We start from the raw sequence: 25,699 nt of genomic DNA, 5'->3' as shown, positions 1-25,699 counted from the left end.
AAGTTGGTTACTTCGAAGCGATTTCGTCCTGATACTTCTTGGTCATGTGCGCGACGGCGTCGTTCTGCGACTGCGCGAGGCCTTCCCGCGCCTGGCTGGCGCGCGCGGCCGCATCCAGCGTCGGCTGTGCCTGACCCTGGAAATGTGGCATCACCTCGGCTGCGAACAGTTCGGCTGACCGTTTGGTCGCGGCCGGATTGGCCCACTCGTGGCCCATCTGCAGCACGCAGCCGAACCCGCCGGATTGATCCCACATCCGCTGCACCTGTGCCCGTGCTCGCTCCGGCGTGCCGATCACACCCGCGCCGTTATCGTTGATGACGTCGATCATCTCATCGATCTGCTCGCCCGGCATCGTCATCTGCGGGAAGGCGGCCACCTTCTGGAAGTACCGGAACCAGGGCTCGAGGCCGAATTTCACGTCCTCGCGGGCTTGCTTGTCGGTTTCGGCGATATGGAACGGTCCGACCAGGCTCCAGTTCTTGCGATCGACCTTGGTGCCGAGCGCCGCCGCACGCTCTTCGACGATGTCCCAGTGATACCGCAGCGCATTGAAGCCTTCGATTATCAACGTAGCCCCGATGGAAAGCAGGCCGATGCCGTGCTTGCCGGCCAGCCGTGCGCCCGTGGGTGAAGCGACCGCAGCCACCGCCAGCGGGACACCTCCGTCGGAGTAGGGGGCGAGCTGCAGCTTGGCGTCGTGTAGCTCGTGCGTGGGGGTCTTCGCGCTCACCGTCTCGCCCGCCAGCAGCCGGACTACGATGTCGAGGTTGGTTTCCAGCAGCTCACGGGTGTCGGTTGGCGTCAGCCCGATCATCGACGAGTCGCTAGGTAGCGAGCCTGGTCCCACTCCTCCGATGACGCGGCCGTGCGTCAAGTGATCCAGCATCATCAGCCGGTCGGCGACCCAGAGCGGGTTGTGGTAGGCGAGCGAGATGACCCCGGTGCAGAGCTTGATCCACTTGGTCCGTTCCGCGGCGGCGGCGATGAAGATCTCTGGCGAGGCGATGAGCTCGCTGCCTGCCGAGTGATGCTCGCCAATCCACGCTTCGTCGAAGCCCAGCGCATCGAGGTGTTGGACGAATTCGAGATCTCGCTGCAACGCCAGTGTCGGGTTGGTGCCCGCCCGGTGAAACGGTGCGATGAAGTACCCAAACCTGAGCTTGGCCATCTGCGGTCCCCTAGCAGTCGAGTTGCCCGAACTTTAAACCTGCCACAAGACCTGCGGCCACCAAAGGGGACATTTCGGCGCGCCGGGAACCGGCAACTAGGCGCGCGGCGAGTCAGGTCCGCCGAGACAACTGAGCACGTATCAGTGGAGCGATTTGCTCCGCCATATACGCATGTCCGGCGTCGTTGGGATGCACACCATCGGGGCCGATCAGGTCGGGCCTGCCGACGAACCAGCCCTCGCTGATCGGATCTATGAACGTTGCCCCGGCGTCACGGGCCTGACCGCTGAGGGTGTCGCGAACGTACAGGACGTCGAACGGCGGATCGGCAGTCGGCCACGGCGGGCCGATCACCAGCAACTTCGACGAGGGCGCGATGCGGCGCGCCAGATCGAAGGTGTCGTGGGCCATGCCCGCCATCTGCATGGGGTCGACGCCCTCGTCGTTGCGGGAGCCGAAGAACACCACCAGCGCATCGTCGGGGTGGACGGCTCGGCCGGTCAGATCTTCAAAAACGCTGCCGTGGTCACCGCGCACGACATAGCCGGCTCTGCCCTCGGATGCGACATTGGGCAAGATCTGAACTCCCTGGTGAGCGAGCGCCAGCCAGGTGCGCGTGGTCCACGCATTCGAGCCCTGCCCGCCCTCGTCCGTGCCGGTGGTATAGGAGTCCCCGATCACAGCGACGTGATCAATCGGGGTGCCCCGCGCCGCTGTCTGGTAAGGCCGCGCCGGGGCCGCGCGGTGGCCGACCACTCCGACGGCAAGGGCCAGGGAGATCACCAACGTGGCTAGACGACCCACTGCTAGCTGCACTGTCCACCCCTCGACCGCATGCTGCACTCATGCACGCGGCATCGTATGAGCAAAACGACACCTTTCGCCGCCGACGCGCGGTTGTCCGGTTCGACCGCCGAGCCAGACCGGTCAGCGCAGGTGAAGCCCCCACCTGGTCGACGGGCACGGGCCGTCAATGGTCCCGTGCCACAGGGATCGTACTTGATCAGTGTGTGGCGCAGCAGCGTTCGCGTCCGCAGTCCACCCCTACCCTGCGCGCGCCGAAATCGACTTGGACCGCGCCTCCAGGGCCCGGTCGACCGATTTAAGCTTGCCGGTCGCGGCCTGAGCTGCCGGATCGGTCCGGGCGTCGGCGTGCGGACCGCCGACGTCGACCATCCTTCGCATCCAGCGCCGGGCGGGTTCTTCAACGAAATGAAACAGCACGATCGCGGCGCCGACGGTGATCGCGAGCAGGCCGGCGACGATCAATTTCCCTACCGTGCCCTGCAGCGTGAGCTGGAACTGTTCTGCAGCCCATATCCACGCGGTGTGGACCAGCTCGTGGACCATGTAGACGCAGAACGAGATTTGGCCGCCAAAGACCATCAGCCGGGTGGACAGCAGCGCCGGCAGGCTGCCCGTGCCGATCGCCAGCGTCATCACCAGCGGCACGAACAGCACGTCAACCAGCCCGCCGGTGTCCACAACACCGTGCAGCGGATGCGCGTCGAAGAGGTAGAGCAGGCCCACGACGCCTGCGAGCAGCAACGCGGAGATGTACCCGGCGCCGCGGCGGCCGCGATCGGTCGGGCGCAACCTCGTGACGGCGGCCGCGACCAGTGCTCCGGCGGTAAATTGCATGACGATGCGCGGCAGCCAGCTCCAGGGCGTATAGAACTGGCCGCTCACCAGCAACATCACCACCGGGGGTAGCGACGCGGCAACCGCCAGCCACATCAGGCTGCGTGCTCGGGTCGCGTGCGCCATCCGAAAGATCACCAGCACCAGCACGCCGAATATCAGGTAGGCCAACCACTCGGCGCTGATCGACCAGGCGGGCCCGTCCCAGCTCGACCCGTCGAAGAACGGCTGGAACCACAGCTGGACCAGCAGAACCTGACGCACGTAGCTGACCGCGTTGAACCCGCTAAGATCCTGCCACGGCACGTGACCGACGTGCATGGTGAAGATCACCCACAGCGCGGCCAGGTGCAGGGTGACCAGATACACCGGCCACACTCTGGCCAGCCGCAGCCAGAGAAAATGCAGGGTGGCCCGCGTCGACCAGGACCAGCCCATTCGATCGAGGTAATTCCAGGTCAGCACGAAACCACTGAGAATGAAGAACAGGTCGACGCCCTGCGCTCCGCAATTGATCACCGGCGAAAGCGCGTCGCGGAATCCGGGCGCCGCGTCACTCAGCAGCGGGCGGAAGTGAAAGAGCACTACCCACACGGCGGCGATGATGCGCAATCCTGTGAGGGCCTTGATCTCTCCGCTGCGCACAACACTCTTTCCGTCAGGCCACTCGTGTTTCATTCGCCACTGCCGCATCATCCGTGCTGCTGCGCCGGCTGTCCGGGCGGTTTCACTCCACGCGACCTGACAAACGACGGCGATGGCAGGGTATCAGTGCGATCGGCCAATCGCGAGTCTGCGACTCGGTGTGGCTTGGACACAATCCGCTGATATGCGAGCAGTTCACAGGTGGTGTTTGCGCGTCTAGCGTCAGCATCACGACGGGCGCGCCGTGTCCCGCCAGTACGGGAGAAAACAATGCCGCTGTTGTACGTCGACCTCATCGAGGGCCGATCGCCTGACGAAATCCGGGCGCTACTGGACGCAATGCACGACGCCGTCGTCGAAGCGTTCGGGGTGCCGCCGCGCGACCGCTACCAGGTGGTGAGCACCCACCCGGATCATGAGATCGTCGCGTGGGATACCGGTCTCGGGATTGACCGCTCTTCTCGGCTGGTGATTCTGCACGTCGTAAGCCGGCGTCGTTCACCCGAAATGGAGCAGCGGTTTTATGAGCTGGTGGCCGCCAACCTCGCCACGCGATGCGGGCTTGACCCGGCCGATTTAATCGTCTCAATCACCGACAACGGCGATGAGGACTGGTCTTTCGGCCACGGCCGGGCACAGTTCCTCACTGGAGAGCTCACGTGAGCGCGGCTGGGTCGCGTGAATCGCGGAAATCCCTGAAAACCCGTCTCACCGATTTCTTCGACATCGAACATCCGATCTTGTCCGCGCCTATGGCACTGATTTCGGGCGGCCGGCTCTCCGCGGCCGTAACGTCGGCCGGTGGCCTGGGCCTCATCGGTGGCGGCTACGGCGACTCGGACTGGCTGCAGCGCGAATTCGGCCTGGCCGAGGGAACGCGGGTTGGATGCGGCTTCATCACGTGGAGTCTGGCCCGCAAGCCCGAGCTGCTAGATGAGACGCTGGAGCGGCAACCGGCGACGATCATGTTGTCGTTCGGTGATCTGCAGCCGTTCGCCGAGCGCATCCACGCCGCCGGCGTCCCGCTTATCGCACAGGTGCAGACTCTCGACCAGGTGCGTGAGGCGCTGGATGCCGGCGCGGAGATCCTGGTGGCCCAGGGCGGCGAGGCAGGTGGGCATGGAATGACTGTCCGTTCGACTTTCACGCTGGTCCCCGACGTCGTGGACCTGGCCGCCGAACGTTCGCCTGAAACGCTTGTGCTGGCTGCCGGCGGTGTCGCCGACGGCCGTGGGCTCGCGGCGGCGCTAACCCTCGGTGCCGATGGCGCGCTGGTGGGCACCAGGTTTTGGGCCTCCCCCGAGGCGCTGGTGTCGCCGCGGGCGCAGCAGCGGGCCATTCGGGCTAGTGCAGACAGCACCTACCGCACGCGGGTCTATGACGTTGTGCGGCGCCTGGATTGGCCGCCCCAATACAACGAGCGAGCTTTGAGCAACCCCTTCGTCGACGGCTGGCACGGCAACGAGTCCGAACTACTGTCGTCGTTGCCGGATGTAGTGAACACCTTTGAAACCGCTGTCGCAGCCGAGGACTTCGACATCGCCGCCATATTCGTCGGCGAGGCAATCGGACGCGTCGACGACGTTCGTCCGGCGGCTGGCATCGTCGCCGAAATGGCGGCGGAAGCGAATCGAATCTTAAACGGAGAGAATGGTTTTAGTCCTCGATCAGTACAGGGGTGACCACGTAGAGGTTCGAAGCAAGCGGCTCTCCCACTGATCGCGGTACTTCAGCGCTTCGAACATGTAGGTGCCGGGTCCGCGGTGCTCGGGTGGGATGTCCGTAGTCAGCAGATGCAGCAGGGCGGCGTAGTCGTTGGTCGCGTCAATCTTCTGCCACAGCATTGCCTCTCGGCGTTTGTGGCTCCCGTGCGCTACCTGAAAGCAGGCTTGGATTTCGAGCACTCGTCTCCCGGGCGGGGCCTTGGAAAGCACTCGGTAGTAGATCTCATCCCACGATCGGATGTAGTCGTCCAGCGCGGCGTAAGGCCATCCGGTGTCCTCCATGAACAAACTCGGGGGATGCGTTGCACCGTCGGTGGGCACGGTCATCAGGTCCGCTGCTTGCAGCGGCGACCACTCGACCGGCAGCAGGATCTTCCCGATCACCTCGTGGCGCAGGTTGTCCAATTCGCGCATCCATGGCGCCAGATCGCCTCGTTGCGCCCGGCGGGCCAGGCTTTCCCACGCCGCGCCGTCGGCGATGCCGGTGACAGTGACCACGTTGTACGCCACTCCCGAGCCGTGAGCGTGGTTGGTGTACCACAGCAACCGAGCGTTGTCCTCCTGCGCCAGGGTGGGCATCCAGCCTTCGCGGTAGGCCGCCTCGAAGTCGTCCTCGCGGGCGCCGACGACCCGGTGGGTTTCGTGAAGGAACAGCACGGTGACTCCTTTCGGCCGCTCAGGCGTTATCTGCGATTAACAGGGCGAGCCGGCGGCGGTTGACTTTGCCGGTCTCGCTGTACGGGATGTGGTCGACGATCATCAGCCGCTCAGGCAGCTTGAAATAGGCGATGCGGTCACGACAATGCGACCGCAGCTCCTCGAGCGTCACGGGGAGGTGAGCCACCACCGCCGCGCCCACCCGCTGACCCATCTCCTCGTCGGTAATCCCGGCGACCGCGACGTCGCTCACCGCCGGATGGGTACGCAGTGCTTCCTCGACCTCGATCGGCCCGAACTTCTCTCCCCCGCGATTGATCGTGTCGCTGAGCCGGCCGCTGGGGTAGATGTAGCCGTCGGCATCCCGCCGTGCGAGGTCACCGGTATGCAGCCAGCCGTCGGTGACGTTCTGGATGGTGTTGACCCACAACTCGCCGACAACTCCCGCCTCGACGTCGGCCGCCGTGTCGGGATCCACCACACGGACTTCAACCCCGGGCAGCGGCTTTCCTACCGAGCCCACGCGGTTGGGATCGCGGTGATCCTCCGGCAATAAGGTTGTGTAGGCGCCGAGCGTTTCGGTCTGGCCAAACACGTTGGCAAACGCGACATGCGGCAGGGCGGCCATTGCACGGCGCACCAATGCGACGGGCGCGGTCGCCGCTCCGTAGGCGATGGCGATCAGCGAGGTTAGGTCGGTTCCGGCGAAGTCGCGATGGTCGAGGATCCGCTGGAGCATGGTCGGCACCAGGAATGCGGTGCGTACCCGATGCTCCTGCACCAGCCGCAACCACTCTGCAGCGTCGAACCGCTCCTGCACGACTGAGGTGTTGCCCGAGTACAGGGTGCCGAGCATGCCCAGGGATCCGCCGACGTGGAAGAACGGGACACACATCATCGACACCGTGGGCGCTGAGTCCGCGCGGAACGGTTGCCCCATTCCGCGGATCCGGGTGCTCAGCTGCCCGCTGGTGATTCCGACCGCCTTCGGGAGCCCGGTGGTACCGCTGGTGAACAGGACCAGGGCGTCGCGGTCGTCGATCTCCTCCACTGTCTTCGCAGCGGGAATCGGGCTGTCGCTCAATAGATGAGCCGCTGTCAATGTCTTGCTCGCGCCCGCTTCACGGAGCCGGTCCGCGTGTGCCTCTCCTGCAACCCCGACGTCGGCGCACCCCGCATTCTGCATCAGGCCCCGCAGCTCTGATGTTGTGAGCGCGGGGTTCATCAGCGCTGCCGCTGCACCGATGTGCGCCGCGCCGAGAACCGATGCGATGGAAAGCAGGCTGCCGCCGTCGACGACGGCGACGCGGGTTCCCGGTGCCACACCATTGGCAGCCAGACCGGCGGCGCAGCGTTCGACAGCCGCTGCCAGCTGGCCGTAGCCGATGACGCGCTTGCCGATAATGAGCGCGACGCGGTCGGGATCACCGGTAGCGGCGGCGTCGATGATCATCCCGATGTTCATGCGCGGCTCAATACAGGGGTGACCACGAGGAGGTGCGCAGCAGCCGGCTGGTCCATTGATCGCGCAGGTCCAATGCGTCGTACATCCAGGTTCCCGGTGCGCGGTAGTCCGATGGGATCTCGGTCCGAAGGAGGTTGAGCAGCGCTTCCGGCTGGCAAATGCGCTGCATCAGCACCACTTCTCGGCGCAGGTGACTGCCCAAAGCCGGCTGGAACGCAGCCTGGATCGTCAACATCGAAGCCGGCCGTTCGAGGCCCTTGGCGTACACCTCACCGCACCGGTCGATGTATTCGGCGAACTTGTCCTCGTAGGGCCACATGGTGTCCTCCATGTAGAGAGTCAGCTCGTGTTCGCGTCCATCGACGGGGACCTCGTCGAATGAAACGTCCAGAAGGGGCGACCACGGAAGCGCAACGAGGAGCTTGGCGTCGACGTCGTGCCGCAGCTCGTCGAGCTCGCGCATCCATCGCCGCAAAGCGCCTTTCTGAATCCGTAGGGCCAGGCGCTCCCATGCTGCTCCGTCGCGAATGGCGGTCACGGTGATGACGGTGTAGGCGGGTCCGCTGCCGTGGGCCTGGTTTGCGTACCAGAGCAACCGGGCTTCGTCACCGGCAGCGAGCATGGCCATCCAGCCGTCTCGGAATGCGGCCTCGAACTCATCCTCGGCGCGTCCCCGCACCTTGTGTACCTCGTGGATGAAGAGCATGCCGCGAGACCTCCTGTGCGAGCGCTGCACCGCGCCTTCGCTCAATGGACGGTAATCCCGGCGTCCTATCCTGTCCACGGGTCGCAACACCTGGACAGTCAAGGCAAACATCTGGTTTGCTCGCATCCATGGCCAGGCTTGATGTGCCGGACGGCCCCGGTGGTGAGGCCGCAATGATTTGGACGCTGCGACCGCAACTCGGCGACATGGTCGAGCGGATGATTCGCGGTGCTTACCAGCAGAGCATTCTGCCCCCGGACGAGCGCGAACTGGCCAGGATGCGGATCGCGCAGATCAACGACTGCGTCGCGTGCGCGGACTTCCGCGCGGATTCGGTGCTCGAGGCGGGCGTCGCGCCGGAGCTGTATGAGAATGTCGCGGCCTACGCCACCTACCCCGGCTACACGGCGCGGCAACGTCTTGCCATCGAATACGCCGAGCGATTCGCGAATGACCATGCATCGATCGACGACGCGTTCTTCGGACGGCTGCATGAAATCTTCACCGACGAGGAAATCCTCGATCTCACACTGTGTGTCGCGGTTTTCCTTGGTCTGGGACGTTCGCTGACCGTGCTCGGCGTCGACCAGTCGTGCGCAATCGATCTCTGAGCGAGTGGACATCACGGTTTGAGAGGAACGGTCGAGAAAGAGTGGACATCGCATCGGTCGACGAATTGCTCACCACCACCCGGTCGGTACGCAAACGTCTTGACCTGACCCGACCGGTCGGTCGCGAGGTGATCCTCGAATGCATACAACTTGCGATGCAAGCGCCGACGGCAAGCAACACGCAGGATTGGCGGTGGCTGGTGATCACCGACGCCGACAAACGCGCCGCCATCGCGGAGATCTACAGCAGCATCGGCGCTGAGTATCTTGCACTCGCCGCCAAGGACACGTCCGACCCGCAAACCCAGCGCGTGTACGCCAGCGCGTTCAGCCTCACTGACACACTGGCCCAAGTTCCGGTGCATGTCATCCCCTGCCTGGAGAACCGCATCGATAACTCCAGCGTGTTGACCGCCGCGTCGGCTTGGGCGTCGATCATCCCGGCGGGCTGGAGTTTCCTGCTTGCGCTGCGGTCCCGCGGTCTCGGATCGGTCTGGACGACAATGCATTTAGCCAAGGAGCAGGAGGTGGCCGAACTGCTCGGAATCCCGGCCACGGTCACGCAGGCCGCGCTGTTCCCGGTGGCGTACACGATTGGCACGGATTTCCGGCCGGCGGCCCGGCCGCCCGCGGAGACCGTCACTTACTGGGATAGCTGGGAACAGCCTGTTGGAGAAAGCTGATGCAGTCTTACACCGTGCGATTCCACGTCGACGCACCCCCGAAAAAGGTATGGCGGGTGCTGCATCCACCGGCACCGCCGAACTCGCCCAAGCCGCGGGTGCTCGAGTGGGCGACCGGCAGCATGGAGATCCTGAACGAAGGCGACGACGCCGGTGAGGGCTTGGTCCGCACCTGTGTCTTCCCCGTGCCCAGTTACCTGTTGTCGGGTGGCAAGGGGCGATCGTGGGAGACGGTCACCGAGGCGAAGATCAACAAGCTCTCGCGCTACGTGGCGATCGGCAAACCGCTGTGGTCGCGCGCCGAGGGCTACCACGAACTTGAGGAACAACCCGACGGCACCACCGTGCTGACCTTCCACGAGACCTACCACGCCTTCAATCCCGTGCTGCGATTCCTTCTCGAACGTCCGGTGCACGCGAAGATTTCTCGCGACAACCTCGAGATCTACGAGCACGCGCTCAGCTATGCGGGGTCGGTCAAGCGGCTGACCTAGGCGGCTGTACCCGCCAGTAGGCTGTCAGCAGGTTATGCAGCCTTTCGGTCGGTACCTGAAAATTGTTTCTTAGCAAAGTATTAAAGGCCGCACCCAGTGACCTTAGAGTAACAAATTAGCGTCTCAAACAGGTTGAGGTAATTCCTCGACCCGTATCGCACAAACATGTGTGAGAACTGGGGGCGCTCATGACCGATTCGATTGCTTCGGCGACTTCGTACTCGACGCCGCGTCACGCGCATCTTCCATTTGACTGCAACGGTGCCGCGGTGCGGGCCCAGTGCCGCCACCTGGCGACCGTCGTGACGATCAGCGGCGCAGTCGACGCGACCAATGTCGATCAGGTGAGTGCGTACTCCGAGCGCTTCATCCTGCCGGACAAGGCATTTGTCCTTGACTTGTCCGGCCTGGATTGTTTTGCAACACAAGCTGTTCGACTTCTCCACCGTGTCGATGCCGTCTGCAGCGCCGCCGGGCTGGAGTGGTCGATGATCCCCAACCAAGAAGTGACCACGGCGCTGTTGATCACCCGCGAGGAATCCAGCTTTCCCGTCTTCGGCTCGGTACACGAGGCGCTGCACCACCTCGCGGACGCCAACTCTGCACGCCGTCGGTTGCTGCTGCCGCTGCTCACTAAAACCGCCTAGCAGCGCAATCAGGCTCCGGCGCGTCCTGCGCAAACCCCGTATGCTGCTAATCGTGAGGTCGAAGTCAACCGCTATCGCCGCGGCGGCGCTCACTGCGCTGAGCTGGGGTGCGGCTGCCGGCCTCGCCAGTGCCGATCCACCTGCGCCGCCTCCCGGACCGGCTCCCGCGCCGCCGCCCGGACCGCAGGCGCCCGGACCTAAGACGACCATCGACCATGACGGCACTTACGCGGTGGGAACCGACATCGTGCCCGGGACCTACACCTCGGCCGGGCCGCTCGATAAGGGCGTTTGCTACTGGAAGAGGCTCGGCCCCGGCGACGACGGCAAACAGGTGGTCGATAACGCGATGAGCAAAAAGCCGCAGGTGGTGCGGATCGACCCGACCGACAAGGCGTTCAAGACCGACGGTTGCCAGCCGTGGCAGAAGGACGACGCGGCGACCCCCGACCCGGGCAAATCGCCAGCGGACGTCAACCTGACGTTGGGCATCCTCAACTCACTCATCGGCGGAGCGCAGGCACCCCCACCGCCGAAGCCGTGACGTCTTAAAGCCGGCCCGCAGAGCTGGCCGGGGACTGCGCAAGCCAGTCGCGCAGCTGCGCATAGACCAGCGGATGGTTCAGCAAGTCGAGGTGGTTCAACCCGGTCAGCGTCAGTCCCTGCTCAACGTCAAAGGGAATGTGCCGCGACCTACCGCGGCCCGCTGCGCTTTGCGACCGCACGAGGTGATCGCCGGCGATGATCCCGAGCAGCGACGGGGTGACGGTTGCAGCCACGAAATGGTAGGTGGCATGAGGCAGAAACGGCGCGTCATGGCAACGATCGCGCAAGAACTCGTCCGGATCGGCGTCGCACCAGTCCTCGTCAAGACAGGCACCGAACCGCAGATCCTTGACTCCGTCGCTGCGGACGTTCAAAAAGGCTGCGATGGCCCGGGTCTCGGGCAACCGGGCCAACGCCCACGACGCGATGCTTACGCCCCTTTCCAGATCGGCTCCCAGATGCGGCGAGCCGAGGCACACGACATGACTGACCGCGTCGGTCCATCGATGCTGCAACTGGGCGCCGTAATGGCAAGCGCTGCGCGCCACCAGTCCGCCCATCGAATGGCCCACCAGCACGAGCTCGGTGATGGGGACCGGCCAGTAGGTGTGTAACCGGTCCAGCACTTCGGCGTGCGTTCGGCCGTTCACCGACACGTCCAGCCCGCTGTTGTACCGCAGATGAACGGGGCTGAATCCAAGGTCGTCACAGAGCCGTTCGCCATAGCTGCGGCTGTCCTCGCCCTCGGGTGGCCTCCGAGACCATGACCGCTCGGTAAGACACCAGCCGTGTACAAACACGACAACCGGGTCGGTGGCCGTCGGAAATGCGGCTGCCAGCGACTCGGTCGTCAGCGGAACCGGTTTGCCGTGCTGTCGGATGGCCATCGCGCCGGCTAGCGGGTTGTCGCGCTCGGTCAGCTCATCGCCATAGATGCCATTCACTGCGGCGATGGCTGCGGCGGGCCCGATGCGTGATTCGAGAGCCTCGTGGCCGTCGTCACCCCAGATTTCAGCGGCCACCGTGCCCACGGCGTGCGTTACGCCGCGCAGGCCTCGGTCCACGCTGCTGTAGATCGCCCGCGTCAGCCCGTCATGGATCGTCCTCGTCGGTGCCGCCGACGGTCCGATGGAGCCGAAAACGCGGCCGGCGATTCCCGCGTGCATCCCCCGCACCAACGTCGTCACCACCGACGACGCCTCCCCCGCCAGGGCGCCGAGCGCCCGGATATCACTGCGCTGCATGTAGCCCCCTTTGGCTGAGCTGCCCGTTTGTCGTTTCAGTATACAAGCGTTTACTGTATGGGTCAGCTACCTACGCCAAGACTTCGCGGCACAGACCGCTGATAGGAGCGCTAATGGACGCCACCTTTTCGATGGACCTGTCGGAGGAAGTGGTGCACGTCCGTGACTGGGTGCATGAATTCGCCGAGTCGGTCATCCGGCCGGCCGCCGCGGAGTGGGATGAGCGGGAAGAAACCCCGTGGCCGATCATCCAAGAAGCCGCCAAGGTCGGGCTGTACACCCCCGACCTGTTCGGCCAAATGGCGGTCGAATCCAGCGGTCTGGGCATGCCGACGGTGTTCGAGGAAATGTTCTGGGGTGACGCCGGAATTGCCTTGTCGATCATGGCCACCGGGCTTGCCGCGGCCGCCCTGGCCGCTAACGGAACCCCGCAGCAACTCGGTGAGTGGCTGCCGCAGATGTTCGGCAGCCCGGGCGATCCCAAGCTTGCCGCGTTCTGTTCCTCGGAACCCGGTGCCGGTTCTGACGTCGGAGCCGTCCGCACCAGGGCGAAGTATGACGAAGCCGCCGACGAGTGGGTGCTCAACGGCACCAAGACGTGGGCTACCAACGGTGGAATCGCCAATGTCCATGTGGTGGTGGCGTCGGTGGAGCCCGACCTGGGCACGCGGGGGCAGGCGACGTTCATCGTGCCTCCCGGCACAGCGGGTCTGTCTCAGGGGCAGAAGTTCAAAAAGCACGGTATTCGGGCATCCCACACGGCCGAGGTGGTGCTTGATGATGTGCGCATCCCCGGTGAGTTGATCCTTGGCGGCAGAGAGCGTTTCGAGCGCCGGATCGCCAAAATCAAGGAAGGGCATCGCACATCGAGTCAGGTGGCGATGATGACGTTTGAGCGCACCCGTCCGATTGTGGGTGCGATGGCGTTGGGAATCGCGCGCGCTGCCTACGAGTACGCGCTGGAGTACTCTCGCCAGCGCGAACAGTTCGGCCGCAAAATCGCCGAATTCCAGGCCATCGCGTTTAAGCTGGCCGACATGAAAAGCCGCATCGACGCGTCGCGAATGCTGGTCTGGCGGGCCAGCTGGATGCAACGAAACGACAAGCCGTTCAGCTCAGCGGAGGGCTCGATGGCCAAGTTGTTCGCCAGTGAGACCGCCGTGTACGTCACCGATGAAGCGATCCAAATACTCGGCGGCAACGGCTACACCCGCGATTACCCGGTCGAGCGGATGCACCGGGATGCCAAGATCTTCACCATCTTCGAAGGCACCAGCGAGATTCAGCGACTCGTCATCGCGAGGGCGCTCACCGGCCTCACCATTCGGTGAGACCTGCGGGCGCGGAGGACTAGTGAGCTGCCGCGTTAGCCTCGTCGTCGGCGCCGTTCACGACCAAGGCTTCTTCCCAGCCGTTGAGATGCTCGTCGGCGGGCGGCTGATGGTGCTCCGGGTGTTCGCGGTTCTCCAGACCGGCCACCGCGCGTATCGCGGAAATCAGCTGTTCGATTAGCGGCGTCTCGTTGTCGGACGGAGTCCCGCCGAACTCGAGCTCGTCGGGCAGCTCCGGCCGAAGTCCCACTCCATGTGCCGCCTCCTGGGGCGACAGCTTGGCGTAGACGCGTGCGGTGTAAAGCTGTTGTCCGAGAGTCGATCCGGGAGCCGATGCGGCGCGCTCCATCAGATCGTCGTAGCGTCGCCGGCAATCGCTGAGCGCCATCATGACCGTGGGGGTAGACCTGCCGTGACTGGCCGCTTCGGTCAGTGCCGCGCGCAATTTGCGCATACCGGTGAGAACCACCTCGGCCCGTTTCTGGAATTTCTTGTCCTCAGGAAAAGGCAACGAATCGATGGCAGCGCGGTACATGTGCATCGCAGCCTCGGCGAGATTCACAATTGTTTGCGCTTCGCCTTCATGTGGATCGAATTCGCCCATGGCCCCTCAATTCTGTGGTGGTGTTCAGCTCAGGTTCGGCGGCCCGTTACCAAACTTCCGTCCCGACGGCTGCATGGACGAGGGTATCGGTAACAGCGTCGACCCGCTATAGGGGTAGTGCGCACGCGTTCAGTAGCCGGACTCGGCTCCCGCAATGCTCGGCCCGTGCCGATTGGCTCAGTTGAGGCCGTAGAAGCGCTGCGCGTTGCGCCCGCCGATTTTTGCCCGCGCGGCTTCGCTGATGTCCGGGCGCGTGCGCAGGTGCTTGGTGCTTTCGGGCCACTCGCCGTCCCAGTGCGGATAGTCGCTGGCGAACATGATGAAGTTATCACCGAGCACGTCGATGACGCCGGGCAGGATCGGCTCTTCCGGCTCGCAGGTCACGAAGATGTTGCCGGCCCGCACGTACTCCTGTGGATCGCGTTGCCAACCATGGTCGATCCAGTCGCCGCGCTTTTCGAAATGCTCGTGCAGCCGGTCGATGAAGAACGGCACCCATCCCACACCCGCTTCGAGGAAGGCCACCCGCAATCCGGGATGCCGATCGAAAACACCGCCGGATACCAGCGCGGTCATCGCCGTCATCTGGTCGAAAGGAAAGCTGATGCAGTGCACCTGGATGTAGTTGGTGAAGCGATCGACACCGATCTTCGGCAGATGGATGCCCGGCGCGCCGTGAATGCCGAGTGGCATGTCGAGCTCGACCGCAGCCGCGTAGAACGGATCGAGGTCTGGGTGGTCGAGGTTGCGCGTCTTGAGCGCCGGCGGGACAAGGGTGGCCACCAGCCCGAGGTCTTTGGCTTCCCGCATGACGTCGACCGCCACCGGCCCATGCTCGATCGGGGTCACCGCGACGCCGCGCAGTCGGCCGCCCGCCGGTGCGCAGAAATCCGCGATCCACTGGTTGTAGAGGCGGGCGAACCCGGCGGCGAACTCCGGATCTTCGAGGCTGGGCGCGCAAAGGCCGAGGCTGGGATACAGCACCATGGTGTTGATGTGGTCGCGATCGGCGTCGCCCAACACGCCCTCGGCTGACCTGCAGTTGATGTTCGGCGCCGTGCTGATCCCATGCTCCGGCGGGCAGCCGGCGCCCGGGCCGGTGTCTTCCGGATACTTGCGACCCTCGATCAACAGCCTCGGCTTCCTGTCGGCGCTGGCCGTGACGTGGTCCGGCCAGCGCTTCATGGCCTCGATCGCCAAAGAGGGGTTCTCGGCGACGTGTCCGTCGGCATCGATGATCTGCATGCGTCACTCCAGAGGTACTCTCCAGGCTTCGACAGCACCGGGCTGTCGTCCGAAACCCTACCGCCGTCCGCGGCTTCCACGGTGTGTTGTTGATATGACGCACTGGCCTGAAAACCGCAGGACGCCGGATTGGCCATGGGGCGTCCGTGTAACACTGCGGTAGTGGCTATCGCTATTGCTCGTCCCAAGCTGGAAGGCAACATCGCGGTCGGCGACGACCGTCAGCTCGGGTTCGCCGAGTTCGGCGACCCGCAGGGACGCGCCATCTTCTGGCTGCACGGCACCCCCGGTGCGCGACGGCAGATCCCGACCGAGGCTCGGGTCTACGCCGAGGAGAACCACATCCGGCTGATCGGCATCGACCGGCCCGGAATCGGGGCCTCGACGCCTTACCAATACGACACCGTCGTCGCGTTCGCCGATGACTTGCGCACCGTGGCGGACACGCTCGGCATCGACAAGATGGCCGTCATCGGCCTGTCCGGTGGCGGTCCCTACACCCTCGGCTGCGCGGCGGCGATGCCCGATCGCATCGTGGCGGTCGGGGTGCTCGGCGGCGTCGCGCCAACTGTCGGCATGGACGCGATCGGCGGCGGGGTGATGGCGCTCGGCTCAGTGGTGGCGCCGCTGTTCGAGGTGGCCGGATTTCCGATCCGGTGGGCGGCGGTCGGTTTCATCCGTCTGCTGAAGCCGATCGCGGAGCCCGCGTTGTACCTCTACGCGCATGTCTCCCCCGAAGCCGATCGGCGTCTGCTGGTACGCCCGGAATTCAAGGCGATGTTCCTCGACGATCTGCTCAACGGTGCCCGCAAGCAGCTGGCGGCGCCGTTCGCCGATGTCATCGTCTTCGCCCGGGACTGGGGATTCCGGCTCGAGCAGGTGAAGATCCCGGTCCGCTGGTGGCACGGCGACCGCGACCACATCGTCCCGTTCGCCCATGCTCAGCACGTCGTCGACAGGTTGCCCGACGCGGAGCTGTACCACCTGCCCGGGGAGAGCCATCTCGCCGGCCTGGGCTTTGCCGAGGAAATTCTGCACACCATGGTCGAGCTGTGGGACACCATCGACAAGAGCTGAATTCCCCCCGTGTACGCCCCGTCGTATCCGACCGTGTGATACATGGTGCGAGTGCCCGGACAACAGCCACTCACCAACGATCAGCGCAACTCGTTCATCGCGGCACTGCTCGGTTGGACAATGGACGCCTTCGATTACTTCCTCGTCGTGCTTGTCTACGCCGATATCGCGAAGACTTTCCACCACACCAAAACCGAAGTGGCATTCCTGACAACTGCCACCCTGCTGATGCGGCCAGTGGGCGCATTGCTGTTCGGGCTGTGGGCCGACCGCGTTGGTCGGCGGCTACCGCTGATGGTGGACGTGGGGTTTTATTCCGTGGTCGGCTTCCTGTGCGCGTTCGCGCCGAATTTCACTGTGCTGGTGATCCTGCGACTGCTTTACGGCATAGGGATGGGCGGTGAGTGGGGTCTGGGTGCCGCGCTCGCGATGGAGAAGGTTCCAGCCGAACGACGCGGCTTCTTCTCCGGGTTGCTGCAAGAGGGCTACGCATTCGGCTATCTGCTCGCAACGTTGGCGTCGCTGTTGGTGATGGACCGGCTCGGGTTGTCATGGCGCTGGCTGTTCGGGCTGAGCATCGTCCCGGCGCTGATCAGTCTGATCATCCGGTACCGGGTGAAGGAATCTGGGGTCTGGGAGGCCGAGCAGGACCGAATGCGGGTGACCCAGACCAGAATCCGCGATGTGCTGCGCGACGCCGCCATCATCCGCCGGTTCATCTATCTGGTGCTGCTGATGGCCGCCTTCAACTGGATGAGCCACGGCACCCAGGATGTGTACCCGACCTTTCTGTCGGCCACACACAACGGCGGCGCTGCGCTGTCGAGCACCACCGCCAAGTGGATCGTGGTGACCTACAACGTCGGTGCCATTGTCGGCGGGCTGACCTTCGGCACCCTCTCCCAAAGATTCGGCCGCAGGTACACCGTTGTGTTCTGTGCGGTGTTGGGGCTACCGATCGTGCCGCTGTTCGCTTACTCGCACACCGCGGCGATGCTGTGCCTCGGTTCATTTCTGATGCAACTCGTCGTGCAGGGCGCGTGGGGTGTCATCCCCGCGCACCTGACTGAGATGTCGCCGGATGCCATCCGAGGTTTCTACCCGGGAGTCACCTATCAGCTCGGCAATCTGCTGGCGGCGTTCAACCTGCCGATTCAAGAACGGCTGGCCGCTGCCCACGGCTATCCCTTCGCATTGGCGGCGACGATTGTGCCGGTACTGATCGTCGTCGCCATGCTGACGGCGATCGGCAAGGACGCCACTGGAATCCGTTTCGGCACAAAGCAAAGCAGCGTCGTCGCGTCCACCGACGAGGATCACGACGGATAGGCTCGGCCGATCACGCTGAAGGCGCGCCGACCAGCGCCCGGTGCAGCAGGTGCATCGCCACGGTTGTCGAGCGCTCCCGAATATCGGCGCGGTTGCCGGGCAGTCGAAGTGTTCGGGTGGACGACTCGCCGTCGGCGAGCGCCACGGTGAAGCAGACGGTGCCGACCGGCTTGTCTTCTGTTCCCCCGTCCGGTCCGGCGATCCCGGTGATCGCCACCGCGGTATCGGCGTCGAAGCGGCGCAGCGCACCCGCGGCCATCGCCTCGGCGACCGGCTCGGACACCGCGCCGTGGACTTGGATCAGCGTCGCATCCACGCCGAGCAACTCGGTTTTCGCCTCGTTGGCGTAGGCCACCAGCCCGCCCCCGACATAGGCCGACGAACCTGGCCGATCGGTGAGCCGTGCAGCCAGCAGCCCGCCGGTGCAGGACTCCGCCGTCGCGATCCGGCGAGCGGCCAGCAGCCGTGCCACCAAATCGTCAATCTGCGAGCCGTCTTCGGAAAAGATGTGCTGCCCGTGCCGATCGCGCAGCAATTCGACCAGTTGGCTGTACCCGCCTGCGGCATCGGGCTCGTAGCGGGTGACAATCTCCAGCTCCCCGCGCCGCAGGCAGGTGGTGATCTCCAGGTCGTTGAAACCCGCGAGGCGCTGCTCGGCGTCGCGCAGCGTCTCGGCCAGGCCGGACTCCGGCAACCCGAACATCCGCACGGTGTCCTGGCGGTAGATCGTGCGGGCGGCGATGGCTTCCTGGACGGCGGGTGTCTGCACGGCGGTCCGCCACATCGGCTGCAATTCGCGGGGCGGACCCGGCAGCACGATGACGGTCGGGGTACCGGGCACGACGACACCGGGCGCGGTCCCTACCGGGTCGATCACCAGCGCCCCGGCCGGAACCATGGCCTGCTTGCGGTTGGCCGCCCGCACCGCCTCGAAATCACCGCCCCCGATACGGGCCATCAACTTCTTCAAGATCGCCGCTATTTTGTTCTCCAGCTCGGCGTCCAGCACCAGCTCACGTCCGCAAAACCGCGCCACGGTCGCGACGGTCATATCGTCGGCGGTCGGCCCCAGGCCGCCGCTGGTCACGATCAGGTCCACGCCCTCGCCGGCCAGGAAGCGCAGCTGCGCCTCGATGTCGGATGCGCGGTCGCCGCTGATGGTGATGTGGGCGAGTTCGACTCCCAACTCGAGTAGCCGGTCCGCGATCCATGGACCATTGCGGTCGGCGACCCGACCGGTCAACACCTCGGTTCCGGTGACGACAATGCCCGCGCGTGCGCTCACCGCTATGACACTAGGCGTGCAGGAGGATGCGTCGATGATCGAGTTAGAGGTGCTTGCGGCCGACGTGACCAAGCTCGCTTTTCACGCAGCGGCCGGGCAATGAGCCGCCGGTCGGCTCAGGGATCGCTGCGCCGCCCGGAAAGATGACGCTCCACCGACGCGGTTTTGCCGGCCATCGCGTTGGTGACACCCGATCGCCAGTCGGCCTTGATCACCACGCTGACCCGCGATGCCCGAGCGGTAACTACCTCGACGGCGCGCTGCACGACTGCCATCACCTCGCCCCAGTCGTCGCCTTCGATCACGGTGAACATCGCATCGGTCTTATTCGGTAACCCGGAATCCCGGACCACACGGACGGCTTCGGCAACGATCTCACCGACACTTTCGCCGACTCCCAGCGGTGTGACGGAGAATGCGACCAGCACGGACACACCACGACCCTACTCGCGGCGCATGGCAGCATCGGGCGCATGCGGGTTCTGGTGCAACGGGTCTCGTCGGCGACGGTGTCAGTCGATCGGCATGTCGTCGGATCGATTCGGCCGGACCGCCAGGGGCTACTGGCATTCGTCGGGGTCACCCATGACGACGATATCGGTAAAACCCAGCGGCTCGCTGAAAAGCTCTGGCAGCTAAGAATTCTCGACAACGATCAGTCCGCAGCCGACGTCAACGCGCCGATCATGGTGGTCAGCCAGTTCACCCTGTACGCCGACACCGCCAAGGGGCGACGACCGTCATGGAATGCCGCCGCGCCGGGGGCCCTTGCCGAGCCGCTGTTAGCGGCGTTTGTACAAGCGTTGCGGCAATTGGGCGCCGACGTGGAGACCGGCACATTCGGCGCCCACATGCAGGTCGAACTGGTCAATGACGGCCCGGTGACCGTACTGCTGGAGCTGTGATTGGCGAGTTCTCGCGGCCCGACGGCGGGCATTCGGTGGCCGGCGACGACACCACGTCATCAAACTCGGCATGTTGCATCTGTGGCGCCTGGGCGGCGTAGCGTGATTCGAAGGCGGCCGGTGGGAGAGCCGCCCCGGTGTTTGTGGAGCTGGTGAGTGACGTACGCACAGAGTGGTCACGAAACCTCTCATGGATCCTTTGTGCACCCCGCTCTTCTCTACCGCACACAGCAGGAGTACCTCGATTGCCTGTTGCCGTTTATCTCCGACGCCCTCGAGGCAGACCAATCAGTACTTGTCGCTGCACCGGGACCCAATCTGGCGGTGCTGGCCGACGGGTTGGGCCCATTGACCGCCCACGTGGTGATGACCGACATGACCGAGGTGGGTCGCAACCCCAGTCGCATCCTGGGCGAGGTGCTGAGCAGGTTTGTCGAGAAGCATCCAGATCAACCGGTGCGGATGATCGGCGAACCGATCTGGCCGAGTCGATCTGAAGTCGAATACCCCGCCTGCGTGCAACACGAGGTGCTGCTCAACTGGGCATTCACCGGCCGGGACGTCACGGTGGTCTGCCCGTATCACGTCTCGCAGCTCGATCCCGAGGTCATCGCCGATGCCCGTCGCACCCATCCGGTGCTGTGGCAGAACGGGGTGTTCGAACACGACAACGCCGCATACGCCCCGGAAGCGATGCTGGCTCGCTACAACCAACCGCTGTCGAGCGACTCCTCCGCAGTCAGGTATACGGCCCGGAAGCTCACCGATCTTGGCGGCGCGCGAGCTTTCGCCGGCGCCTACGCGGAGTGGTTCGGCTTGTCCGCGGACCAAACCGCGGATCTGCAATTGGTCGCCAGTGAGCTGGCAACCGCGAGCCTGACGCACGTGGGCGGGACGTGTCGGCTCGCGCTGTGGCGACATGATGGCCATGTGGTCTGCGAAGCCCGCGATGACGGATGTCCCGACGATCCGCTCGCCGGGCGTCGAGCGTATGGCAGCGACAGCGATCGGGGGCGCGGGCTGTATGTGGTCAACGCCGTGGCAGACCTGGTGCTCACCCATAGCACTGCTGACGAGACGACGATCCACGCCTACCTTCCCTTGTGAGAGGGACCGGATGACAATTCGCTCCGACGACGACGAATGGGACATCGTCAGCAGCGTGGGCTATACCGCACTGCTGGTAGCCGGATGGCGTGCGCTCCACGCCACGAGCGAGCAGCCGCTGGTGCGAGACGACTACGCAAAGGATTTCATCACCGCTTCGGCCGACCCGTATCTGACCGGTCTGCTTGCCGATCCGGGAACCTCCGAGGGGGCGACGGCCTTCCCGCGGCTTTACGGGGTGCAGACAAGGTTCTTCGACGAATTTTTCTCCTCCGCCGCCGACCGCGGTATCCGCCAAGCAGTCATCGTCGCAGCCGGTCTGGATTCTCGAGCCTATCGGCTGAACTGGCCAAGTGACACAACAGTATTCGAGGTAGATCAACCAAAAGTCCTTGAGTTCAAACGACGCGTGCTCGCCGAGCGGGCAGCCGAACCCACCGCCCATCGTGAAGAGGTCCCGGCCGATCTCCGCGACGACTGGTCAATACCGTTGCGGGCGGCGGGGTTCGATCCGCAACGGCCCACCGCCTGGTCGGTGGAGGGGATACTGCCCTACTTGACCGGCGACGCGCAGGACACCCTGTTCACCCGCATCGGTGAGCTGTCCGCGCCGGGCAGCCGGCTCGCGATCGGTGCCCTGGGCTCGTGCCTCGACCAAGACCGCCTCGCCGCTCTGGAAAAGAGCTATCCCGGTGTCAGCCTGTCCGGGGACGTGAATTTCTCCACGCTGACCTACGGCGATGCGGAGAAAACCAAACCCGCAGAATGGCTGGCCGAACATGATTGGGCGGTCGAGCTTGTCCGTACCAACCCCGAATTGCAGGCCCACTATGGCCGAACCCCGCCCGAAGTCGATCGGCAAGTCGACCAGATCATGCACTCCGAATACATCACTGCGATCCGCTGAGCTCGCGCGCTACTCGGCCGCGACGTAGGTTGTGCCGCGGCCCACCCGCTCCCACAAGACGCCGCCGGCTGCGGTCACACCCGCGTGAATCAGTTCGCGTTTCAGGATTTTGTTGGTCGCTGTTTTCGGTAGCTCCTCGTTGATCCGCACGAAGCGGGGCCATGCCTTGGCTGACAAGTCGGGTTGCGCGGCGAGGAACTTCTCGAATGCTTCTGGCGTCAGGGACTGACCCTCATCCAGAACGACGGCGGCCATCACCTGGTCGCCGACCTGTTCGTCCGGCACCCCATAAACGGCCACCTGGTTGATCGGGGCCAGCCGCTGCAGGATTCGCTCGATGGGTACTGCTGCCAGGTTCTCGCCGTCCACCCGCAGCCAATCCGCGGTGCGACCGGCCAGGTAGATCCAGCCGTCTGCGTCCCGGTACGCCAGATCGCCGGACCAGTACATGCCGTGGCGCATCCGCTCGTTGGTAGCCGTCGGATCGTTGTAATACCCGGAGAACGGGCCGCCACCTTGGGTATTCACCAGTTCCCCGACCGCCTCGTCGAAGTTGGCCAGGGCACCGTTCTCGTCGAAAATCGCTGGCGCGCATTCGGTAACAGCTTCCGGGTTGTACACCGCGACGCCCGGATATCCCTTGCCGATGGACCCGGCCGGGGTGCCGTCTTCGCGAGTGACGATGACCGCAAACTCACTCGATCCGAAGCTGTCGACAACCCGGCAGCCGAATCGTCTGGTGAATTCTGCGATGTCGCGATCGGTCGCCTCGTTGCCGAACGCCACCCGCAGTGTGTTGTCGGCATCGTCGGGCTTCTCCGGCGTAGACAGCACCAGGGCCAGCGGCTTGCCGACGTAGTTCATATAGGTGATGTTGTGGCGGCGGATATCGGCCAGAAATCGCGAGGGCGAGAACCGGGCCGGAACCATCGCTGCACCACTTCCAATCGCCACCGCCCAGCCGGCGGCCACGCCATTGGAATGAAACAACGGCATGGCCAAGTAGCACACGTCGCTCTCGGTGATTTCGAACTGCGCGATCAGGCTTGCGCCGCAAAGGATTGCCGCCACGTGGGCGAACCGGACCGCCTTCGGGTCGCCGGAGGTTCCCGACGTGAAGATCATCATCAAGGTATCGCTCGGCCCGACCTCGCGGTGCGGTACCAGTGGCGGTGCGGCCGCGACCGCGTCGAGGTAACGGCGCGACGACACGTCGAGCACGGTGACGTCCGCCAGATCCAGCCCGTCGAGCAGCGGCACGTGGTCGGGATCAACAAGCAGCAGTTGGCAGTCTGCGCGCCGGATGTCGGCCAGCAGCCCGGCGCCGCGCCGGATGGTGTTGATGCCGCACAACACGTAACCGCCCAACGCGGCGGCGGCCATCGACCGCAGCATGGCCGGGGAATTGCCGAGCAAGGCGCCAACGTGTAGCGGACGAGTGGTGTCGGCCAGCCCGATCAGCGTCGATGCCTCGGCTGCTGCCTCGGTGAGGTGCTCGCGCCAGGTCCAGGTCCGGTCGTCGTGAATGACGGCGGGTGTGTCCTCATGCGTGCGGGCCCGCAGCAACTGCTGGACGGTCTCAAACATCGGTTGGCTCCGGTCGGTACCGCAATAGGGTGACCCGGGTATCGGGAATGTCGCAGAACACCGGGCTCACCCGCATGCCGATCCGGACGTCGGCGGGATTGACCCCCACCAGCTCGGTGCTGAACCGGGGCCCGGCGTCCCACTGGACCACCGCGAGGATCTGCGGTACCGCATCCGCCCACGGCGGGCCGGTCGGTCGCTGCGCCACCGCGAAGGTGTACACCGAACCGGCGCCGTCGATTTCACGCCATTCGAGGTCGTCGGCCAGCGTGCCCGGAGCCAGCGTGCGCGGATAGAACACGTACCGTCCCAACGAAGGCGAATATTGCACCAAAATCCGGTGTGCGGTGAGCGCATGCCAGAACGGCTCCGAGACCGGCGTGGCCTCGGGAAGTGGTCGCGGCTCGGTCATGGTCAGTCACCCCCCAAGACCAGCGCGACCTGTTCACTCATGATGCCGCCCGTGCCGCTGACGAACGCCCGGTGACAGTCGGCCACCTGCGCCTGGCCGGCTCGGCCCATCACTTGACGCGCGGCGTCGACAGCGTGATGCATGCCGCCGGCCATGCCGGCCTGCCCGAACGAAAGCTGCCCGCCCGCGGTGTTGAGTGGGAAGTCGCCGGCGAAGGTGAGGTCATGCTGGTTGACCCAGGCCATGCCTTCGCCTTTGCCACAGAACCCTGCATTCTCGAGCGTCATCAGCACGGTGATCGTGTAGCAGTCATACAGCGACGCGACATCGACGGCGGCCGGGGTGAGCCCCGCCATCGCGAAGGCTTTCTCGGCGGCACGCGATATCGGCGTCGTCATCAGGTCTTCGGCGTATGTCGCCGTCTTGAAAGCGATGTGCTCGCCGAATCCCTTGACCCACACCGGCCGATGCCGGGCGCGCCGCGCCACGTCCGCGTTGGCAACGAGAACACCCGCACCGCCTTGTACCCGCATCACCGTCTCGAGCATGTGGATCGGATCGGCGATCATCGGGCTGGTCAGCACGTCGTCGACGGTGATCGGCTTGCCGTGAAACACCGCGCCGGGATGCGCACACGCATTCGTGCGCTGGTCCACCGCGATCTTCGCCAGAGCTGCTGCGTCGTAACCGAAAACAGCCGCGTACCGCTGAGCGATTTGCGCATACGGCGCGTTCTGGCCGACGTTGCCGTAGGGGATCTCGAACTCGGCCTGCGGCGACCCGTACTTGTTACTCGACGCGCCATGCCAGCCCGGCGGTGGCCACGGTCGGCGTGCGGACGTCGGCAACACCGAGGACCCGGGCACGACCGCGAGTACCGCGTCGCAAAGCCCGAGTTCGACAGCGACGGCGGCCCGCCACACCATCCCGGCTGCGGTGGCGCCGCCCAGGTCTACCCGTTCCCCGAAATCGACGGGCAGGCCGAGGTATTCCGACAAGGTGGCCGGGGCGAACATGTCGGATTCCGCCAAGCCGTGGCACAGCAGGCCGTTGACCACCGTGGCATCGACACCGGCATCCTCGACGACCATCTTGGCCAGCAGCGCGTACTGGTCCAGGGTGAACGAGGGCGGGCGGGTCGGCTTGCGCTCGGCAGGCAGCTCGGCGATACCGATGATGGCCGCCTCACCCCGCAGGCCCGTCACAATTGCTCTTCTTGGGGTTCTCCGCAGGGTTCTCGGCGCAATGGCAGTGCGACCGTGGCCGTCCCCGGCATCAGCACCGTGTCACCTCGTCGCCCGGCAATCTCCAGATCGACCAGCCCGGTGCTGTCAGCCAACCGCTTTCCGGTCACCACCCCGCCGAAACTCAGTTCTTTACCGGCAAATGCGATCGCCCGGTTCTGCACGGCGTACTCGACCAACCGGCCGCGGCCGCCGATCCAGTCGGTGATCGCGCGGGCCAGCAACGCGGCCTGCAGCGGGCCCTGCACGATGACGTCTTCATAATCCTCGACCGTTCGTGCCCAGTCTTTGTCGTAGTGGATGCGGTGGCCGTTGTACGTTGCGGCGCTGAAGAAGAACAGCTGTCTCTCGTCGACCGTCACCGTCAGCGTCGGCAACGGGTCGCCGGTCTGAACGTCCTCGTAGAAAACCTGCTCGCTACCCATGGCGCT

General features: G+C 64.9%; 28 protein-coding genes. 13 read left to right on the top strand and 15 right to left on the bottom strand.

Annotated features, from left to right (window positions below):
* Nucleotides 1-7: 7 nt before the first annotated feature.
* The 3 genes from ACLQI9_RS11900 to ACLQI9_RS11890 all read right to left on the bottom strand — a co-directional run bounded on the left by ACLQI9_RS11900 (nt 8) and on the right by ACLQI9_RS11890 (nt 3,491).
* Nucleotides 8-1,171 (bottom strand): LLM class flavin-dependent oxidoreductase, encoded by a 1,164-nt coding sequence (locus ACLQI9_RS11900; RefSeq protein ID WP_442377647.1) that lies wholly within the window; start codon nt 1,169-1,171, stop codon nt 8-10.
* A 112-nt stretch (nt 1,172-1,283) separates the two neighbouring features.
* Nucleotides 1,284-1,976: an Rv0518 family GDSL lipase gene (locus tag ACLQI9_RS11895; RefSeq protein ID WP_442377791.1), complete on the bottom strand. Its 693-nt coding sequence runs from the start codon at nt 1,974-1,976 to the stop codon at nt 1,284-1,286.
* Between the two features lie 240 nt (nt 1,977-2,216).
* A complete protein-coding gene (locus tag ACLQI9_RS11890) occupies nt 2,217-3,491 on the bottom strand; it encodes an acyltransferase family protein (RefSeq protein WP_442377650.1) in 1,275 nt (424 codons plus the stop codon).
* Between the two features lie 237 nt (nt 3,492-3,728).
* On the opposite strand from ACLQI9_RS11890, the gene ACLQI9_RS11885 reads away from it, so the two are divergent.
* The gene (locus ACLQI9_RS11885; protein WP_442377652.1) at nt 3,729-4,121 is read left to right on the top strand and encodes a tautomerase family protein; all 393 of its coding nucleotides are present in this window, start codon (nt 3,729-3,731) and stop codon (nt 4,119-4,121) included.
* Nucleotides 4,118-5,140: an NAD(P)H-dependent flavin oxidoreductase gene (locus tag ACLQI9_RS11880; protein ID WP_442377654.1), complete on the top strand. Its 1,023-nt coding sequence runs from the start codon at nt 4,118-4,120 to the stop codon at nt 5,138-5,140. The genes ACLQI9_RS11885 and ACLQI9_RS11880 overlap by 4 nt, the downstream gene beginning before the upstream one ends.
* Here the strand turns inward: ACLQI9_RS11880 and ACLQI9_RS11875 are convergent.
* The 3 genes from ACLQI9_RS11875 to ACLQI9_RS11865 are packed head-to-tail and all read right to left on the bottom strand — an operon-like array spanning nt 5,126 to nt 8,010.
* Nucleotides 5,126-5,839 (bottom strand): hypothetical protein, encoded by a 714-nt coding sequence (locus ACLQI9_RS11875; protein WP_442377656.1) that lies wholly within the window; start codon nt 5,837-5,839, stop codon nt 5,126-5,128. The two genes, ACLQI9_RS11880 and ACLQI9_RS11875, sit on opposite strands and share 15 nt — an antisense overlap.
* Before the next feature lie 19 nt (nt 5,840-5,858).
* The gene (locus ACLQI9_RS11870) at nt 5,859-7,304 is read right to left on the bottom strand and encodes a class I adenylate-forming enzyme family protein (protein ID WP_442377658.1); all 1,446 of its coding nucleotides are present in this window, start codon (nt 7,302-7,304) and stop codon (nt 5,859-5,861) included.
* 7 nt (nt 7,305-7,311) lie between these two features.
* Complete coding sequence (locus ACLQI9_RS11865; protein WP_442377660.1) at nt 7,312-8,010, bottom strand: hypothetical protein; 699 nt, start codon at nt 8,008-8,010, stop codon at nt 7,312-7,314.
* Nucleotides 8,011-8,138: 128 nt separating this feature from the next.
* Between ACLQI9_RS11865 and ACLQI9_RS11860 the strand changes: the two genes are divergently transcribed.
* The 5 genes from ACLQI9_RS11860 (at nt 8,139) to ACLQI9_RS11840 (ending at nt 10,989) form a co-directional block, all read left to right on the top strand.
* On the top strand, nt 8,139-8,621 hold the full coding sequence (locus ACLQI9_RS11860; protein WP_442391702.1) for a carboxymuconolactone decarboxylase family protein: 483 nt from the start codon (nt 8,139-8,141) through the stop codon (nt 8,619-8,621).
* A gap of 41 nt (nt 8,622-8,662) precedes the next feature.
* A complete protein-coding gene (locus tag ACLQI9_RS11855; RefSeq protein WP_442377664.1) occupies nt 8,663-9,304 on the top strand; it encodes a nitroreductase family protein in 642 nt (213 codons plus the stop codon).
* Nucleotides 9,304-9,798 carry an SRPBCC family protein gene (locus ACLQI9_RS11850; RefSeq protein ID WP_442377666.1) on the top strand — a complete coding sequence of 165 codons (495 nt, stop codon included), beginning with the start codon at nt 9,304-9,306 and terminating at the stop codon, nt 9,796-9,798. The genes ACLQI9_RS11855 and ACLQI9_RS11850 overlap by 1 nt, the downstream gene beginning before the upstream one ends.
* 188 nt (nt 9,799-9,986) lie before the next feature.
* On the top strand, nt 9,987-10,445 hold the full coding sequence (locus ACLQI9_RS11845) for an STAS domain-containing protein (RefSeq protein ID WP_442377668.1): 459 nt from the start codon (nt 9,987-9,989) through the stop codon (nt 10,443-10,445).
* A gap of 40 nt (nt 10,446-10,485) precedes the next feature.
* The gene (locus ACLQI9_RS11840) at nt 10,486-10,989 is read left to right on the top strand and encodes a hypothetical protein (RefSeq protein WP_442377670.1); all 504 of its coding nucleotides are present in this window, start codon (nt 10,486-10,488) and stop codon (nt 10,987-10,989) included.
* A gap of 4 nt (nt 10,990-10,993) precedes the next feature.
* Here the strand turns inward: ACLQI9_RS11840 and ACLQI9_RS11835 are convergent, their stop codons facing one another.
* Complete coding sequence (locus ACLQI9_RS11835; protein WP_442377672.1) at nt 10,994-12,235, bottom strand: esterase/lipase family protein; 1,242 nt, start codon at nt 12,233-12,235, stop codon at nt 10,994-10,996.
* Nucleotides 12,236-12,348: 113 nt separating this feature from the next.
* On the opposite strand from ACLQI9_RS11835, the gene ACLQI9_RS11830 reads away from it, so the two are divergent.
* Nucleotides 12,349-13,566, top strand: a complete 1,218-nt coding sequence (locus ACLQI9_RS11830) for an acyl-CoA dehydrogenase family protein (protein ID WP_442377674.1) — start codon at nt 12,349-12,351, stop codon at nt 13,564-13,566.
* A 19-nt stretch (nt 13,567-13,585) separates the two neighbouring features.
* Here ACLQI9_RS11830 and ACLQI9_RS11825 read toward each other — a convergent pair whose 3' ends face one another.
* Together ACLQI9_RS11825 and ACLQI9_RS11820 are read right to left on the bottom strand one after the other, a co-directional pair.
* Nucleotides 13,586-14,170 carry an XRE family transcriptional regulator gene (locus tag ACLQI9_RS11825; RefSeq protein WP_442377676.1) on the bottom strand — a complete coding sequence of 195 codons (585 nt, stop codon included), beginning with the start codon at nt 14,168-14,170 and terminating at the stop codon, nt 13,586-13,588.
* Nucleotides 14,171-14,347: 177 nt separating this feature from the next.
* Nucleotides 14,348-15,415, bottom strand: coding sequence for an amidohydrolase family protein (locus tag ACLQI9_RS11820; RefSeq protein ID WP_442377678.1), 1,068 nt, complete (start codon nt 15,413-15,415; stop codon nt 14,348-14,350).
* Between the two features lie 162 nt (nt 15,416-15,577).
* Between ACLQI9_RS11820 and ACLQI9_RS11815 the strand changes: the two genes are divergently transcribed.
* Nucleotides 15,578-16,492: an alpha/beta fold hydrolase gene (locus ACLQI9_RS11815; RefSeq protein WP_442377680.1), complete on the top strand. Its 915-nt coding sequence runs from the start codon at nt 15,578-15,580 to the stop codon at nt 16,490-16,492.
* Between the two features lie 42 nt (nt 16,493-16,534).
* Nucleotides 16,535-17,821, top strand: a complete 1,287-nt coding sequence (locus tag ACLQI9_RS11810; protein ID WP_442391701.1) for an MFS transporter — start codon at nt 16,535-16,537, stop codon at nt 17,819-17,821.
* Between the two features lie 10 nt (nt 17,822-17,831).
* On the opposite strand, the gene ACLQI9_RS11805 is transcribed toward ACLQI9_RS11810, so the two are convergent.
* Together ACLQI9_RS11805 and ACLQI9_RS11800 are read right to left on the bottom strand one after the other, a co-directional pair.
* On the bottom strand, nt 17,832-19,112 hold the full coding sequence (locus ACLQI9_RS11805; RefSeq protein ID WP_442377793.1) for a competence/damage-inducible protein A: 1,281 nt from the start codon (nt 19,110-19,112) through the stop codon (nt 17,832-17,834).
* Between the two features lie 110 nt (nt 19,113-19,222).
* Entirely contained in the window at nt 19,223-19,540 is a 318-nt protein-coding gene (locus ACLQI9_RS11800; RefSeq protein ID WP_442377684.1) for an MTH1187 family thiamine-binding protein, read from the bottom strand.
* A 39-nt stretch (nt 19,541-19,579) separates the two neighbouring features.
* Between ACLQI9_RS11800 and dtd the strand changes: the two genes are divergently transcribed.
* The 3 genes from dtd (at nt 19,580) to ACLQI9_RS11785 (ending at nt 22,025) form a co-directional block, all read left to right on the top strand.
* Complete coding sequence (gene dtd, locus ACLQI9_RS11795; RefSeq protein ID WP_442377686.1) at nt 19,580-20,011, top strand: D-aminoacyl-tRNA deacylase; 432 nt, start codon at nt 19,580-19,582, stop codon at nt 20,009-20,011.
* Nucleotides 20,012-20,212: 201 nt separating this feature from the next.
* Nucleotides 20,213-21,118: an anti-sigma factor RsbA family regulatory protein gene (locus ACLQI9_RS11790; RefSeq protein ID WP_442377688.1), complete on the top strand. Its 906-nt coding sequence runs from the start codon at nt 20,213-20,215 to the stop codon at nt 21,116-21,118.
* 10 nt (nt 21,119-21,128) lie between these two features.
* On the top strand, nt 21,129-22,025 hold the full coding sequence (locus ACLQI9_RS11785; protein ID WP_442377690.1) for a class I SAM-dependent methyltransferase: 897 nt from the start codon (nt 21,129-21,131) through the stop codon (nt 22,023-22,025).
* A 9-nt stretch (nt 22,026-22,034) separates the two neighbouring features.
* Here ACLQI9_RS11785 and fadD1 read toward each other — a convergent pair whose 3' ends face one another.
* The 4 genes from fadD1 to ACLQI9_RS11765 are packed head-to-tail and all read right to left on the bottom strand — an operon-like array spanning nt 22,035 to nt 25,693.
* Complete coding sequence (gene fadD1 / locus ACLQI9_RS11780; RefSeq protein WP_442391700.1) at nt 22,035-23,612, bottom strand: fatty-acid--CoA ligase FadD1; 1,578 nt, start codon at nt 23,610-23,612, stop codon at nt 22,035-22,037.
* Complete coding sequence (locus ACLQI9_RS11775; protein ID WP_442377694.1) at nt 23,605-24,024, bottom strand: Zn-ribbon domain-containing OB-fold protein; 420 nt, start codon at nt 24,022-24,024, stop codon at nt 23,605-23,607. Before ACLQI9_RS11775 ends, fadD1 begins: the two co-directional genes overlap by 8 nt.
* A 2-nt stretch (nt 24,025-24,026) precedes the next feature.
* A complete protein-coding gene (locus ACLQI9_RS11770) occupies nt 24,027-25,229 on the bottom strand; it encodes a thiolase family protein (protein WP_442391699.1) in 1,203 nt (400 codons plus the stop codon).
* Nucleotides 25,226-25,693 (bottom strand): MaoC/PaaZ C-terminal domain-containing protein, encoded by a 468-nt coding sequence (locus ACLQI9_RS11765; RefSeq protein ID WP_442377698.1) that lies wholly within the window; start codon nt 25,691-25,693, stop codon nt 25,226-25,228. The genes ACLQI9_RS11770 and ACLQI9_RS11765 overlap by 4 nt, the downstream gene beginning before the upstream one ends.
* Between the last annotated feature and the right edge of the window lie 6 nt (nt 25,694-25,699).

It is taken from the genome of Mycobacterium sp. (assembly GCF_052143115.1).
GTDB lineage: Bacteria > Actinomycetota > Actinomycetes > Mycobacteriales > Mycobacteriaceae > Mycobacterium.
Note: the sequence above shows the minus strand (reverse complement) of the source record. Positions and strands in the feature narration are given on the sequence as shown.

Coding starts and splice junctions, on each gene's coding strand:
- ACLQI9_RS11765 (WP_442377698.1), bottom strand. CDS start 25,693: ATGGGTAGCGAGCAGGTTTTCTACGAGGACGTTCAGACCGGCGACCCG.
- ACLQI9_RS11830 (WP_442377674.1), top strand. CDS start 12,349: ATGGACGCCACCTTTTCGATGGACCTGTCGGAGGAAGTGGTGCACGTC.
- ACLQI9_RS11885 (WP_442377652.1), top strand. CDS start 3,729: ATGCCGCTGTTGTACGTCGACCTCATCGAGGGCCGATCGCCTGACGAA.
- fadD1 (WP_442391700.1), bottom strand. CDS start 23,612: ATGTTTGAGACCGTCCAGCAGTTGCTGCGGGCCCGCACGCATGAGGAC.
- ACLQI9_RS11865 (WP_442377660.1), bottom strand. CDS start 8,010: ATGCTCTTCATCCACGAGGTACACAAGGTGCGGGGACGCGCCGAGGAT.
- ACLQI9_RS11860 (WP_442391702.1), top strand. CDS start 8,139: ATGGCCAGGCTTGATGTGCCGGACGGCCCCGGTGGTGAGGCCGCAATG.
- ACLQI9_RS11845 (WP_442377668.1), top strand. CDS start 9,987: ATGACCGATTCGATTGCTTCGGCGACTTCGTACTCGACGCCGCGTCAC.
- ACLQI9_RS11785 (WP_442377690.1), top strand. CDS start 21,129: ATGACAATTCGCTCCGACGACGACGAATGGGACATCGTCAGCAGCGTG.
- ACLQI9_RS11870 (WP_442377658.1), bottom strand. CDS start 7,304: ATGAACATCGGGATGATCATCGACGCCGCCGCTACCGGTGATCCCGAC.
- ACLQI9_RS11825 (WP_442377676.1), bottom strand. CDS start 14,170: ATGGGCGAATTCGATCCACATGAAGGCGAAGCGCAAACAATTGTGAAT.
- ACLQI9_RS11820 (WP_442377678.1), bottom strand. CDS start 15,415: ATGCAGATCATCGATGCCGACGGACACGTCGCCGAGAACCCCTCTTTG.
- ACLQI9_RS11900 (WP_442377647.1), bottom strand. CDS start 1,171: ATGGCCAAGCTCAGGTTTGGGTACTTCATCGCACCGTTTCACCGGGCG.
- ACLQI9_RS11890 (WP_442377650.1), bottom strand. CDS start 3,491: ATGAAACACGAGTGGCCTGACGGAAAGAGTGTTGTGCGCAGCGGAGAG.
- ACLQI9_RS11810 (WP_442391701.1), top strand. CDS start 16,535: ATGGTGCGAGTGCCCGGACAACAGCCACTCACCAACGATCAGCGCAAC.
- ACLQI9_RS11850 (WP_442377666.1), top strand. CDS start 9,304: ATGCAGTCTTACACCGTGCGATTCCACGTCGACGCACCCCCGAAAAAG.
- ACLQI9_RS11840 (WP_442377670.1), top strand. CDS start 10,486: ATGCTGCTAATCGTGAGGTCGAAGTCAACCGCTATCGCCGCGGCGGCG.
- ACLQI9_RS11775 (WP_442377694.1), bottom strand. CDS start 24,024: ATGACCGAGCCGCGACCACTTCCCGAGGCCACGCCGGTCTCGGAGCCG.
- dtd (WP_442377686.1), top strand. CDS start 19,580: ATGCGGGTTCTGGTGCAACGGGTCTCGTCGGCGACGGTGTCAGTCGAT.
- ACLQI9_RS11835 (WP_442377672.1), bottom strand. CDS start 12,235: ATGCAGCGCAGTGATATCCGGGCGCTCGGCGCCCTGGCGGGGGAGGCG.